Raw genomic sequence first — 13,465 nt, 5'->3', positions numbered from 1 at the left:
TTGGAAGTGACTAGTTACTTTCAGTAAGAAGAAGAGCTTCTAATTCATTCAGCTTTTCTTCGAATACCTGACAAGCTTCTTCAATTGGTTGAGCACTTGTCATATCAACGCCTGCAGCTTTTAGTACTTCAATCGGATAATTCGATGAACCTGCTTTTAAGAAGTTGTTAATGTAGCGGTCTACAGCGGGCTGCCCTTCTTCAAGGATTTGTTTGCTGAGTGCAGTTGCCGCACTTAGTCCAGTAGCGTATTGGTACACATAATAATTGTAGTAAAAGTGTGGAATCCGCGCCCATTCTAATCCGATTTCCTCATCCATGACCATGTCGTCTCCAAAGTACTTTTTATTTAATTGATAGTACTCTTCAGTTAACCGCTCAGCTGTTAGTGGTTCACCATTTTGATCCATTTCATGAATCAGATGCTCAAACTCGGCAAACATCGTCTGACGGAAGACGGTTCCACGGAAACCTTCTAACCAGTGGTTAAGTAGGTAAATCTTTATCTTGGGGTCATCATTCGTCTTGATCAAATAATCATTGAGCAAGGCCTCATTCGTAGTTGACGCTACTTCTGCGACGAAAATCGAATAATCACCATAGACAAATGGTTGATTTTCACGAGAATAGTAACTGTGCATACTATGCCCGAATTCATGAGCTAATGTAAACAAGTTGTTTACATTATTTTGCCAGTTCATTAAGATGTATGGATTGGTACCATATGCTCCTGATGAATAAGCTCCTGAACGCTTCCCTTTTGTTTCTTCAACATCTACCCAACGGTTTTCAAGACCTTGCTTTACAGTAGAAACATATTCCTCTCCTAGCGGAGCAAAACTTTCTACCATTGTTTTTGCTGCTTCTTCGTACGTATACTCCATGTTGGTCTCTTTGACGAGCGGTGCGAACAAATCATACATATGGTGCTCATCTAGGCCAAGTACACGTTTACGTAAGCTCACGTAGCGATGCAACAAGTGGACATTTTTATTAATGGTACCGACTAAATTATCATATACGGCTTCCGGTATATGGTTGCCGGACATTGCAGCAGCACGTGCATTCGGATAATTACGAATAGACGCTTGCACATTGTCACCTTTGATATTTCCAGACAAAATAGAAGCAAAGGTGTTTTTGAATGTACCATAGGTCTTGTACATCGCTTTAAAGGCATCTTCACGAACGCGACGATCTTTACTCTCTAAAAACCGGATATAACGACCGTGTGTTAACTGAACGTCTTTCCCCTCTTCATCTTTAATTGTAGGGAATATAAGATCCGCATTATTTAATTTGCCGAATGTATTTGCTGATGCACTTGATACTTCTGCAAATTTAGAAATCAATGCTTCTTGTTCTTTTGTTAAAACATGAGGACGTTGTTTGCTAATCTCATCGAGCATCTGCTTATAAAGACGTAAGCCCTCATGTTCATTCAGATACCCTTCAATTGTCTCGTCAGATAGTTCCAATAGTTCAGGTACTAAATAAGACAGCTCCGTTCCGGCCTTAACATAGACCGTTTTAATGCGACTCTCCATCGCTTGAGAAGCATTATTCGCTGTATCTTCATCATGTCTCATGTGTGCATACGTGTATAGGATTTGAAGTCGTTTCGATAGTTCATCGCGATAAGTTAATGCATCATACAAAGCATCTGCTCCCTGACCAAGCGTTCCTTGAAAGGAAGAAGCCTTTTTAGAAAGTTCAGTGACCGCTTCTAATTCTTTTTCCCATGCATCGTTCGTTTCAAAAATGTCTTCTAAGCGCCATTTTTTTTCAACTGGCACGTCATCTCTTGTAAGTACATTTGTTTCTGACATTTCTTTTCCTCCTTTAGCATACCTAGCTATTTTCTCAATTTTTAGAAGGTTTTGCAAGTGTCTGAAATCGTTGCCATTCTATAATATAGTTAAGATCTTTTGATGTACGCTTTAGATGCCGTTGAGGAAGATCATACGCTCTTAGGAATTGAATATAGTGACTGACTACTTCTTTATTCTCTTTTGTCTCAAGCACTTTATTCGGCAAACTATAAAGAAATGCTTCTGCTAGTTCCACACTGGATATACGTGAGAGGTCTCCCACCGTCTTCATAAAATTAACGACACGAAACTGCCACTTCACTTCCCTTCCCAAAGTATGAGTAAATGTAGTAGCTAAACCAATGTACAAAGGAAACGTCGGGGCACTTACTTTCCACTTCCTCGCCAATCGATGATAAGGATAGGTCTCTCGATTTTCATACGAAAATAAAAAATCGATTTGTTTAAGTTGGTGATGATAAAGTATCTGCTGTTTCACTCTTTCTGGTAGACTGGTAGGCTTAGGGGAAGCGAGCCACATCCAGGCTTTCATTTCATTCAGCACGACAATTTCAATAATAAATTCATTATGTGCGAATGAATCGTAGATGAAGAGAAAATAGCTGACATTCCGTTTGGAATCCCAAAACAAAAGGGATTTCATTCCATTCTTATGGTTTCGAATACATGATTGAAGAAACTGAGAGAGCTTGATTAAATAAAACCCTTTCGTGCAAATGGGTATATGCTTTGTATGGAGAATCCAAAGACAGTCTATCTTTTGTGAGGTATACCCAAATTGCCGAGTTAAAATATCCATGTAAGGAATTTTGGAACACTGATATTCTAGTACTACCTGTTGAGTGGGTAAATAGAGATCTGCACGCTGCTGGATTACCTCAAAGTAATATTCAATTCGAACATCTTGAAAATGGGACTGAGCGAGTAGATAGAGGGTATGCTTTCCTTCAAGATGAACAGCTGATTCAGATGGGGATTCTGATGACGCTGGACAAGTTATGAGATGGGCAAAATGAGGTGCTTTAACAGTTCCTCTTTTTAATAATAGGTCTAGCCCACAATCTGGACACGAATAGTTTCGTGTGGGAAGTTTAAAGATTTGTGAATCCGTTAAGTCGAGTAAATGTATCCATTCTTTCGTTTCAGTGAAAGCTGAAAACATAAGGTAGTCCTTTCTGAACCACATCGTCTCATTCACTATAGCATACAAAAAAGAAAAACCCTCACAAGTGAGGGTTAAAAATACCGTTGAACGGTTTGAAATACATCGCTTGCCATAATGACTTGACCATATTCTTCAAGAACATGAACAGTTCGCTCAGTAGGTTCGCCATACTCGACGATAATACTATGGATGTTTTCAATATATTCCTCCACAAACTCTTCAGTCGAATAATCGAGGGCTAAGTAGTAAGCAGATTCGTATTCAAATAATTTTGTTTGAATCAACTCATTTGAAAGGCGCTTACTCAATGGGATTAAATGATCAAATTCGGTTAGTTTATAAACTGCCGAATGATTCATTTCCGCTTTTTGCTCATCTGATAAGAAATCTTCTTGTTCGAACAAGTTTTCTGATTCAGCCATAATTTTGGCGAGGGGCGCAGGATAATCTGCAGATTTCCCATCTTGGGAGATTTCCGGTTTGGAAACGACGACTTCAATTCCCTTATCCACCGCATGAACTTGAATCCATAGTGGCCCTTCAAAATCAAATGGATTTAATTCTTCGACCTCATCCATCATTTCCCAAAAAAGTTGTTCGCTTTTTTCTCTGCTAAACCAAATCTCATCTGGGTTGAAGCCACGCTCTTCAATGTCGATGTATGAAATGTAAATTTTTAATGTGGAATCATTTATGCGTTCGTAATTCATTCTACACATCTCCTCTCTGGTTCAACCACTTGCAGTGAATGCTTCTATTTCTATTGTATGACGAATAGGCGAGAATTGAAAGTATACAATCTCAAGGTTGAAAAGAAGGAGTTGACTGCCTAGGCAATCAACTCCTTTTTATCTAGTTTACCATACGTTGTGCTTCAAGTAGCTGGTATGCTCTCACTTTACGAGGTAAGAATCGTCGGATCTCATCCTCATTATAGCCAACCTGTAATCGTTTTTCGTCGATGATGATTGGTCGACGTAATAAACCAGGATGATCTTTAATTAGTTCATATAGACGCTGTAATGGCAAGCTATCTAAATCAACATTTAATTTTTGGAAGATCTTTGAACGAGTAGAAATGATCTCATCAGTTCCGTCTTCTGTCATACGTAGAATCTCTTTGATTTCTGCAATCGTAAGTGGTTCAGAAAAAATATTTCGTTCTGTATATGGAATCTCATGCTCCTCAAGCCATGCTTTTGCTTTTCTACAAGATGTACAGCTAGGAGAAGTATATAGGGTTACCATCATTCGACAACACGCCCTTTCAATTAATTAACGATTGTGTTTTATCACTTAAATTAGAATAACTATAATCTACCGAGTCTAGTTTTAGTATACATCAAAATTCCTTGATTTTAAACCTTTTTTTTCAATTTGTTAAAAAAAATTGATCAATTGATGAACAACACGAGTTTTATGTATAGTTCTGTTGTTACTATACCCGACTTTTGTCAATAATAAACCAATTCCCAATAAATTGATGGTGGATTTAGATTCTCAATTAGATAGAACGTAATGAAAATAACTGTTCTATAGTAAGTAGTACGTTTGTGTAACACAAAAGGTTGCATTTTCAAAAAAAATGTAGAGAAAGTTTTTGCTCTCTCTACACATTTAAGGTGTATAATCAACATTTGGTGTATACGAGTTCCCAGCATTCCAAAGTAAGAACTCATTGATTCCTGCTTCATTCAATGCACGAATTTGATCTTCAACTTCTTTTTTTCCATACACTAGATAATTACCAGCCCCAAGGTAAGAAGCTGTAAAATCTTGAATCCATGGTCTAGACGTAGGGGGATTTTCAAGCTCAGCTAATTTTGCATTCTCCACTTTTGCATATTCCTGAACTAAACGGTATGGCTCAAGGTCAGGTTTTGCAATACCAAAATAGGATGTCCAGTGGCTTGGATAAATCATTGAGGAAATAACATCCACATTCTCGGAAATTTTTGAGAAGTTCTGTCCAATTCCTGGTGCCTCAGTTAGAGTCGCTGAATACCCAAAAATATCTACTGATACTTCCACATCATAAGGTTGTAATTTTTCCCGGGCATAAGCTACAAAATCTGTAACAGCGTGCACACGGCTTTGAACATCATCTAAGTCTGAATCTTTATAAGTACCTTTTGAATAGACAAGCGTTTCAGAGCGTCGTTCAAATCCTTCAGGGAAACGGACATAGTCAAATTGAATTTCTTTGAATCCCATCTTTGCCGCTTCAATGGCTACTTCTACATTATAATCCCACACTTCTTGCAAGAAAGGATTCACAAATGCTTCGTCTCGTCCATTCTTCCAAATTTGACCATTTTCTTGGAAAGACCATTCGGGTTTACGTTCGGCAAGTTTTGTATCCTTAAATACAACCACTCGTGCAATTGGATAGACTTGTTCTTTTTCCATTTGTTCGAGCACTGCACGAACATCTTTGATATATCTAGTTCCAATTTCGTAAGCTGCTAGAGGGCTATCTTCCGCAGGTATGTATGTTAAATCCCCAAAATCATCCTTAATATCGATCACCATCGCATTGAGGTCTGTGGTTTTGACTAAATCCATCAAGCGACTAAATCGCTCTCCTCCTGCTGAATGACCAGTGACATATATTCCCCGTACGGCATCTGGGTAGTCAAATTCTAGACCAGATGAGTAACGGAAAAGGTCCGAGGCTACGGCTAATTCTTCATTAATAAGCGGTACTGTAAATTCTTTTCCACTAAATTGTTGGATTTCTTGTGTTTCTGCATAGGTAGGCGTACCCCCAGTTAGTAACAGAAATGCTGCACTTGTTGCCCCTAAAGATTTCAGTAATTTCGACTTCATTTGACATCTCCCTCTCTCTTACCCATTCTACCAATTCATAGGGGTACTGAAAAGAGACGAATTATAGGGGGAAAGTCCCTATTCTGTTGCACTAGTACTTATTGTGAGCTATACTTTTTTCAATAGGAAATATGCATAGAGGAAGAAGAGTACCTGAGTGTGGAATAGTCAGAGAGACTACGGTTGGTGAGAGTAGTTTATTTCCCTTAGTGAATGGACTTCTGAGCAGAGTAACCGAACTACCGTGTAGGATTATTCCGGGCACCCCCGTTAACAGTGCAAGTGATTGGATAGTAATCCAATAATTTGGGTGGTACCGCGGATTTAAGCATCATTCGTCCCTTTTAGGGAGAGTGATGCTTTTTCATATGAAAAGGAGAGAAAGAAGATGAAACGAATTTTTTCAGGTGTACAGCCAACAGGAACAGTGACCATCGGAAACTACATTGGAGCCTTCCGACAGTTTGTTGAACTCCAACATGAATATGACTGTATTTTTTGCATTGTTGATCAACACGCCATTACCGTCCAGCAAGATCCTCAGGAGTTACGAGAGAACATTCGCTCCCTTGCAGCCCTTTACCTCGCTGTCGGCCTAGATCCGAAGAAAGTAACGTTATTTATTCAATCGGAAGTACCAGCCCATGCACAAGCCGCTTGGATCATGCAATGTATTTCAAGTATCGGTGAACTTGAGCGTATGACACAGTTCAAAGACAAATCGACCGGAAAAGAAGCGGTCTCTGCTTCCCTTCTCACGTATCCACCACTCATGGCAGCTGATATTTTGCTCTATCAGACGGATATCGTACCTGTTGGCGATGATCAGAAGCAGCATATTGAACTTACACGCGACTTAGCTGAACGCTTTAATAAGCGTTATAAAAACGTGGTGAAATTACCAGAAATTCAACTTCCAAAACATGGCGCACGTATCAAGTCCCTACAAGACCCAACGAAAAAAATGAGTAAATCAGATGAAAACCAAAAAGCGACCATTCGCCTTCTTGATACACCAAAACAAATTGAAAAGAAAATTAAAAGCGCAGTCACTGATTCGGAAGGTTTTGTTGCTTACGATCCGGAAAATAAACCTGGCGTATCGAATTTGCTAGCTATTGAGGCTTCTTTGCGTGGTGTAAGTATTGATGAGGTAGTTAAGAAATATGAAGGCAGTCAATACGGCGCATTTAAACAAGGGGTTGCTGATGTAGTGATTAGTCATCTAGCACCTATTCAGCAACGCTACGAAGAATTAATTGTTTCGGAGGAGTTAGACCTCCTTCTTGATCAAGGCGCAGAAAAAGCAAATGCTATTGCCTCTCAGACGCTTTCTCAAATGGAAGACGCCATGGGGTTAGGAAGAAAGAGAGCAAAATAACGAATAGGATTGTCAGTCCTAACACTTTAAGTTCGGTGGAAGTTAAAAGAGTATTCATTACTCTTTCACTCGTCCATCCAATACTGATGAAATTCAACATTAATATCAGATACGTACATGTGTAGATAAGTAGAAAATAGCAACAAATAAAAAGTAAAAATCCGATAGTTGTCATCCTTTGATTCTTTTTCTAAGTCTATGCAAAAAAAATCCCGTACAGTGCAAGCACTGTACGGGATTTTCATGTAGATTACTTAATTGGTGCGTCAGCAGAAAGTTCGATCTGCTCGTAACCCCAATCCGTATCATAGCTGAAGTCCCAGTTAAGAACACGGTCGTTCACTGGAAGTAACTCATAACGGAACTGCATTGGAATAACTGCAGAAACTTCCGTCATGTACTCTTGCCATGCTTGGAATTGCTCCATACGGTAGTCAGAATCTAACGCTTCTGGAGAATCGATTGCAGCAAGAATGCCTTCTAACTCATCCGAAGAGTAACGGCTGAAGTTATAAACAGCTGTTTTCGAGTATAGACCTGCTGGAGATGGGTTTGTACCTGTACCCCATGCACCCATGAATACATCGATTTCTGGATCATCAGCTTGTACTTTGTCGTAGAATGTGTTGAACTCGATTAGACGACCAGTTGCAAGTTGAACATCAAGACCAACTTCTTCCCAGTTTTGTAGGTAGTAGTTGATAACTTGTTCTTGTGTTTCGTCACCAGCCATAGCTGCTAGGTTGATTGTTAATTTTTCACCATTTGGATCTTCACGTAAGCCGTCACCGTCTACATCTTCATAACCAGCATCATCAAGAATTTGGTTAGCCGTTTCTGGATCATAGTTGTATCCTTCTGCTGAAGCATCGTGGAATGATTTGAATACTGGTGGAATTAGAGAATTCGCACGCTCACGTAAACCAAAGTAGAATACTTCAGAAACTTGCTCGATGTCTAAAGCGTAACCCATAGCTTTACGTAATTCTGGGTCACCCATTTTAGAACCTTCAACATCTGTTTCAACTAAGCTTGCGTCATAGTTGTATTTACCAAGTTTGAATCCAACATACGAGTAGTACAACTCTTGACGTCCAAGAAGTGTAATGTTTTCAAGATTTTGAACAGACTCATATTGGCTTGTTGGGAATGAAAGGGCAAGATCGTACTCTCCTGTTTCCATTGCCTTAGCAGCAGATGCTGATGGGATAGTTGTGATAACAACGCCATCTAACTTAGGAGCACCTCTCCAGTAGTTCTCGTTACGTACTAATGATACAGACTCACCAGGTACGATGCGGTCAAATTTGAAAGCACCAAGTGTAACTGGGTTCACGCGTACTGCGTCGTTTTCAAGAAGTTCGCCAACTGGAATGTCAGCTACGATGTGGCTTGGCTCAGCATAGAACCAAAGACCATCCCCACCAGAATATATTGCTGGAGAAATTTTGTTAAATTGGATCTCAATAGTTTTGTCATCGATTTTAGTGATACCAGAAATTGTATCAGCTTCGCCTGCATTGTACTCAACAGCACCTACGATGTTTTGGAAATCTACATCATAACGTACACCATTGTAATCAGGGTGACCAATGATTAAGTATGGTTGAATGAGGTCTTCCGCTTTTAACGGCTCGCCATCAGACCATAATGTATCTTGATTGATTGTGATTGTTGCTTTGTTGTTTTCGCCATCTACTTCTAAAGAAGCGATACCGTCGTTAGTAATAAGGAAGTCACCATCAGTTGTGAATAACACGTTTGAAGCATAAGCTAAGATCTCAGCATCGTAAGCATCTTCATAAAGTGTGTAAGAGAAGATACCTTGGAATGGTGAATCGTTTACTAATGCAACTTGAAGAGTTCCACCTTCGATAGCTTCACCTTCGTTTTCTAATACAGTTGGGAATAGATCTTCAGAAGCAGTTTCTTCTGCACCCTCCCCATCTCCTTCGCCAGCTTCATCTTCGTTATCCTCTTCAGAACCTTCTGAAGTATCAGGATCAGTGTCTACTGGTGCTGTTGAATCGTCATTGTTACATGCTGCTAAGAACAACATGAATGCCATCAAAAGCGCCAATAAAGCTAAAAGCTTCTTGTTCATTTGTTTTCCTCCTTTTTATACTCTCTTTTTATATCAAACGAGAATCGTTTAATATCAACCTAAGCGCTGACGCGCATCTGCAGCTCGGCGAATCGCCTGACCTACATAGTTAATTGACAACATCAACACTAAAATTAAAATTGATGCTGGCAACCAGTTCCACCAAGCTCTTTCCAGAATGTTCGGATCGTTTGCGTAAGCTACAAGTGTTCCTAGTGATGGAGTGGACGGTGGAAGTCCAAATCCAAGATATGATAAGCCTGTTTCAAGCCCTACGTTTCCGGCGAAGTTAAGTGTCAATTCTACAATGATAATGGAGCTTAAGTTCGGCATCATCTCTTTAAAGATAATGACCGCGTCACTTGTACCCATCGTCTTTGAGGCATTGACATAATCTCTTCGACCTTCCGATAAAGACTTACTACGAACAAGTCGTGCAGTACTTACCCAAAGGAATACACTCATAATTAAAACGAAAGATACAACTGTATATTTAGGAATGATAGAAATGAAGACGATAATGATCATTAGAGACGGAATCGTAATGAAGAAATCAATGATTCGCATAAAGATATTATCAATCCATCCACCGAAATAACCTGTAATTAACCCAATTGCAACACCTATAATACCTGTAATTAAGGTTACGGAAATCGCAATTGTGATGGAGTTACGTGCACCGATAATGAGCTGACCGAAAATGTCACGGCCACCTTTATCTGCGCCTAACCAGAAGTCCCCACCTGGTGGAGCCATCTGATCACGTAAACTGATACGCATTAAAGCGGTTTGGTCAATAAGGAATGACCAGATATAAATCGTGGCAATCAAAATAATTAAGAAAATTAAAGATGCCATTGCTAGTTTATCTTTTGCAAACTCCCGCGCAATAACCTGGAAACCGGTTGGCGGAGAGGCTGCAGGAACTTTTTTCTCTACATCAATTGTTTGTTTTTCTGCCATTTTTCGAACTCTCCTTTTCCATTATGTTTGTCAATCAATCCTGATACGAGGGTCTACAATACTCATGATGATATCGGACAATAGACTTCCCAATAATGTTAAGAATCCGAAAAGCATAACTAACGCTGTAATAACACTGTAGTCACGGCCATTGATGGCATCGACGAATAATTTACCCATCCCTGGATAGCCAAAAATCGTCTCAATAAAGATCGATCCACCTAATAAGTTCGTGATGGTAAATCCTAGGAATGCAGCAATCGGTAGTAAGGAGTTACGGAAAATGTGTTTTGAGTACACTTTTCGTTGTGGAACACCTTTTGCTCGAGCTGTACGGACATAGTCCATTGTTTTTGCATCAATAATTTCTGTACGTAAGTACTGAATAACACCTGTTGTTCCAAGAACAGCGAATACTAATGCTGGAAGCAACATATGATAGATCTTACTTGCTACATATCCAAATGTTCCTGGATCTGCTTTTATACTTACTGTACCACTCGTTGGGAACCAGCCTAACTCATATCCGAAGAAGAAGAGTGAGATTAATCCTAAAACGAATGTTGGGATTGCATAAACGATGAAGCTATAGAAAACGATGGATTTATCAAGAATTGTATCGTTATAGCGACCTGCAAGTACGCCTAATGGTATAGCAAGTGCATAAAGTAAAATTACACTGACGAGTGATAACCAAAATGTGTTTAATGCACGGTCACCAATCAAGTTTGCTACCGGTTGGTTAAATGTATAGGAACGACCAAAGTCTCCTTGGAATGCATTCCACATCCAGTTGAAATATTGAATGTACCATGGATCATAGAAACCAGCTTTTTGACGCAGCTCTTCAACACGTGCTGGGTCAGTTTCTGGAGTGATCAAACCTGTGAATGGATCCCCAGGCATAAACTTTGCCATAACGAAAATCAGCAAACTTAGTACGATTAACTGAGGGATCATGACGAGAAATCGTCGAATAATCGTCTTCCACATTACACATTGCCCCCCTGTTCTGATGCTGTCATCGCTACTTTGTGCGTGTCAGAGATTGGGCGTAAATCAAATACTCGACCATTTTCATCGAAATATTTTTTATTTTCTACATGATAGTTTGTTTCAACACGTTGTCGTTCGATTTTCCGCTCATCACGTGTGGCTGGTTCAATATTTGGGATTGCAGATAATAAACGTTTTGTGTAAATATGCTGTGGATTTGCGTATATGTCATGTTTCGAACCAGATTCTACGAATCTACCTTTGTACATAATATTTACTTCATCACACATATGTTTCACCACACCTAAATCGTGGGAAATAAAGAGATACGTTAGTCCAAGTTCTTTTTGAATATCTTTCATGAAGTTTAATACCTGGGCTTGAACAGAAAGATCAAGCGCTGATACGGGTTCATCTGCAATAATCAGTTTTGGGTTCGTTGCAATTGCACGAGCGATTCCAATACGTTGCTTTTGACCACCAGAAAATTCATGTGGATATTTTAACTTTACATCTTCCGGCATTCCGACAATCGCAAGTAGCTCATTGATACGACGACGTTCTTCATCCGGAGTTAAGTTCAAGAAGTTACGAATCGGTTCTGCTAAAATTTCCGACACACGTTTACGAGGGTTCATACTCGAGTGAGCATCTTGGAAAATCATTTGTATGTCCCGATTGTATGCAGAGTTACGCTGTCTGCGTGCGTTCGTTACATCTTTACCTTCATAAATGATTTTTCCGGAAGTAATTTTCTCTAGTCCAATAATCGATTTTCCAGTTGTCGATTTCCCACAACCAGATTCTCCTACAAGACCATACGTTTTTCCTGCTTCAAATTCCATGCTGATACCATCAACGGCATGTACATGGTCTTGAATCGTATTGAAGAATCCTCCGCGAATCGGATAATGTACTTGGAGGTCTTTAATCTGCATGAAACTCATTCTATGATGTCCTCCATTTCTTCTTCACTTTGGAAGTAAAAATGTTGCCAACACGTACAGCGTACGAAATGTCCTGGTGCCACTTCATGAAGCTTTGGTGTGGCTTCATGTGCTTCTGCAGGAATCCACGGGATACGCGGTGCAAAGCGACAACCTTCACGAGGTAAGTTGATGAGAGATGGTACTAGTCCACGAATCACCTGTAAACGTTCATTCTCACTATTTGCTTGTGGAATTGAGTTTAACAAGGAACGTGTATATGGATGTTTCGGATTATTAAATAATTCATTTACAGGTGCTTCTTCTACTACTTCACCAGCATACATAACGGCTACTCGGTGAGCTACTTCTGCTACTACCCCAAGGTCATGGGTGATCAAGATAATTCCAGCGCCAGTTTCTTTTTGTAGTTCAATTAGCAGATCAAGAATCTGCGCTTGAATTGTTACATCAAGTGCAGTGGTTGGTTCGTCTGCAATGATGATAGAAGGCTTACAAGAAATTGCAATCGCAATAATAACACGTTGACGCATTCCCCCAGATAATTGGTGTGGGAATTGACGAGCTGTGCGAGTAGGATTGGGAATCCCTACTTGTGCCAGCAACTCGAGTACACGCGCTTTACGCTGATCGCCATTTAAGTCCGTGTGATAAATTAAACTTTCCTCAATTTGATCACCAATTCTCATTAAAGGATTTAATGCAGAAAGAGGATCTTGGAAAATCATGCCGATATCATTCCCGCGAATCGAATTCATTTTTTCTTCTGAAATATTCGCTAGATTGATATCTTTAAATTTAATTTCTCCGATTACACGTGTCTTGTTCGAGTTATGTAATCCAATAATGGAGGTGGCTAATGTACTTTTCCCGCAGCCAGACTCTCCAACAATGGCAAGAATTTCATTCTTACGGAGTGTTAGGGATACCCCATCTACTGCATTGTAGTATGTATCCTTGATGCTGAAGCCTGTATGCAAATCTGAGATGGTTAATAATTCTGATGCGTTCTTCAACCTTCTGCTCCTCTCAAGTCTCACAAAGTTGTAAGTCACTTCTAATGTGTTTCAAATTTTCTATTTTTCAGTTAATTGTTCACCTAGATGTAAATTCTATTACAGAATTATTACAGTGACAATAAGTTTTTTGGCTCATTTCACTATTTTAAGCATTCTCTTAATTTAGAAAACTTTGTAAACCCTAGAGAGACAAGGGATTGAGATAAAAGCAATATTGGGAAAATTTTTTT

11 protein-coding genes, 1 pseudogene and 1 other annotated feature are annotated in these 13,465 nt (G+C 39.5%); of the genes and pseudogenes, 1 reads left to right on the top strand and 11 read right to left on the bottom strand.

Going from position 1 to position 13,465, the window contains the following annotated elements:
• Positions 1–10 precede the first annotated feature (10 nt).
• From pepF to ACFO0S_RS00960, 6 genes and pseudogenes are all read right to left on the bottom strand, one after another.
• Positions 11–1,828: an oligoendopeptidase F gene (gene pepF, locus ACFO0S_RS00980; protein WP_378139218.1), complete on the bottom strand. Its 1,818-nt coding sequence runs from the start codon at positions 1,826–1,828 to the stop codon at positions 11–13.
• A 34-nt stretch (positions 1,829–1,862) separates the two neighbouring features.
• A complete protein-coding gene (locus ACFO0S_RS14805) occupies positions 1,863–2,474 on the bottom strand; it encodes a hypothetical protein (RefSeq protein WP_465251266.1) in 612 nt (203 codons plus the stop codon).
• Positions 2,475–2,993, bottom strand: a pseudogene (locus tag ACFO0S_RS14800) (competence protein CoiA); the annotation flags it as partial.
• Positions 2,994–3,067: 74 nt separating this feature from the next.
• Positions 3,068–3,706 carry an adaptor protein MecA gene (mecA, locus tag ACFO0S_RS00970; RefSeq protein ID WP_378139214.1) on the bottom strand — a complete coding sequence of 213 codons (639 nt, stop codon included), beginning with the start codon at positions 3,704–3,706 and terminating at the stop codon, positions 3,068–3,070.
• A 142-nt stretch (positions 3,707–3,848) separates the two neighbouring features.
• Complete coding sequence (gene spxA, locus ACFO0S_RS00965) at positions 3,849–4,244, bottom strand: transcriptional regulator SpxA (protein WP_133079788.1); 396 nt, start codon at positions 4,242–4,244, stop codon at positions 3,849–3,851.
• Between the two features lie 369 nt (positions 4,245–4,613).
• The gene (locus ACFO0S_RS00960; RefSeq protein WP_378139212.1) at positions 4,614–5,825 is read right to left on the bottom strand and encodes a putative glycoside hydrolase; all 1,212 of its coding nucleotides are present in this window, start codon (positions 5,823–5,825) and stop codon (positions 4,614–4,616) included.
• 127 nt (positions 5,826–5,952) lie between these two features.
• Positions 5,953–6,171: a binding site (T-box leader), on the top strand.
• 42 nt (positions 6,172–6,213) lie between these two features.
• On the opposite strand from ACFO0S_RS00960, the gene trpS reads away from it, so the two are divergent.
• On the top strand, positions 6,214–7,206 hold the full coding sequence (gene trpS / locus ACFO0S_RS00955; protein ID WP_378139209.1) for a tryptophan--tRNA ligase: 993 nt from the start codon (positions 6,214–6,216) through the stop codon (positions 7,204–7,206).
• Between the two features lie 250 nt (positions 7,207–7,456).
• Here the strand turns inward: trpS and ACFO0S_RS00950 are convergent, their stop codons facing one another.
• The 5 genes from ACFO0S_RS00950 to ACFO0S_RS00930 are packed head-to-tail and all read right to left on the bottom strand — an operon-like array spanning position 7,457 to position 13,232.
• Positions 7,457–9,310: an oligopeptide ABC transporter substrate-binding protein gene (locus tag ACFO0S_RS00950; protein WP_378139207.1), complete on the bottom strand. Its 1,854-nt coding sequence runs from the start codon at positions 9,308–9,310 to the stop codon at positions 7,457–7,459.
• A gap of 54 nt (positions 9,311–9,364) precedes the next feature.
• Positions 9,365–10,273: an ABC transporter permease gene (locus ACFO0S_RS00945; protein ID WP_378139205.1), complete on the bottom strand. Its 909-nt coding sequence runs from the start codon at positions 10,271–10,273 to the stop codon at positions 9,365–9,367.
• 30 nt (positions 10,274–10,303) lie between these two features.
• On the bottom strand, positions 10,304–11,266 hold the full coding sequence (gene opp4B / locus ACFO0S_RS00940) for an oligopeptide ABC transporter permease (RefSeq protein WP_378139203.1): 963 nt from the start codon (positions 11,264–11,266) through the stop codon (positions 10,304–10,306).
• Complete coding sequence (locus tag ACFO0S_RS00935) at positions 11,266–12,216, bottom strand: ABC transporter ATP-binding protein (RefSeq protein WP_378139201.1); 951 nt, start codon at positions 12,214–12,216, stop codon at positions 11,266–11,268. The genes opp4B and ACFO0S_RS00935 overlap by 1 nt, the downstream gene beginning before the upstream one ends.
• The gene (locus ACFO0S_RS00930; RefSeq protein ID WP_378139199.1) at positions 12,213–13,232 is read right to left on the bottom strand and encodes an ABC transporter ATP-binding protein; all 1,020 of its coding nucleotides are present in this window, start codon (positions 13,230–13,232) and stop codon (positions 12,213–12,215) included. Before ACFO0S_RS00930 ends, ACFO0S_RS00935 begins: the two co-directional genes overlap by 4 nt.
• Positions 13,233–13,465: the final 233 nt, after the last annotated feature.

Source organism: Chryseomicrobium palamuruense (genome assembly GCF_042649045.1).
In the GTDB taxonomy this organism is placed as follows: domain Bacteria; phylum Bacillota; class Bacilli; order Bacillales_A; family Planococcaceae; genus Chryseomicrobium; species Chryseomicrobium palamuruense.
This window is presented reverse-complemented; position numbering and strand designations above follow the sequence as displayed.

Bases quoted from the DNA above. Each gene is read 5' to 3' on its own strand.
- pepF (WP_378139218.1), bottom strand. From the start codon at position 1,828: ATGTCAGAAACAAATGTACTTACAAGAGATGACGTGCCAGTTGAAAAA.
- ACFO0S_RS14805 (WP_465251266.1), bottom strand. From the start codon at position 2,474: ATGAAATCCCTTTTGTTTTGGGATTCCAAACGGAATGTCAGCTATTTT.
- mecA (WP_378139214.1), bottom strand. From the start codon at position 3,706: ATGAATTACGAACGCATAAATGATTCCACATTAAAAATTTACATTTCA.
- spxA (WP_133079788.1), bottom strand. From the start codon at position 4,244: ATGGTAACCCTATATACTTCTCCTAGCTGTACATCTTGTAGAAAAGCA.
- ACFO0S_RS00960 (WP_378139212.1), bottom strand. From the start codon at position 5,825: ATGAAGTCGAAATTACTGAAATCTTTAGGGGCAACAAGTGCAGCATTT.
- trpS (WP_378139209.1), top strand. From the start codon at position 6,214: ATGAAACGAATTTTTTCAGGTGTACAGCCAACAGGAACAGTGACCATC.
- ACFO0S_RS00950 (WP_378139207.1), bottom strand. From the start codon at position 9,310: ATGAACAAGAAGCTTTTAGCTTTATTGGCGCTTTTGATGGCATTCATG.
- ACFO0S_RS00945 (WP_378139205.1), bottom strand. From the start codon at position 10,273: ATGGCAGAAAAACAAACAATTGATGTAGAGAAAAAAGTTCCTGCAGCC.
- opp4B (WP_378139203.1), bottom strand. From the start codon at position 11,266: ATGTGGAAGACGATTATTCGACGATTTCTCGTCATGATCCCTCAGTTA.
- ACFO0S_RS00935 (WP_378139201.1), bottom strand. From the start codon at position 12,216: ATGAGTTTCATGCAGATTAAAGACCTCCAAGTACATTATCCGATTCGC.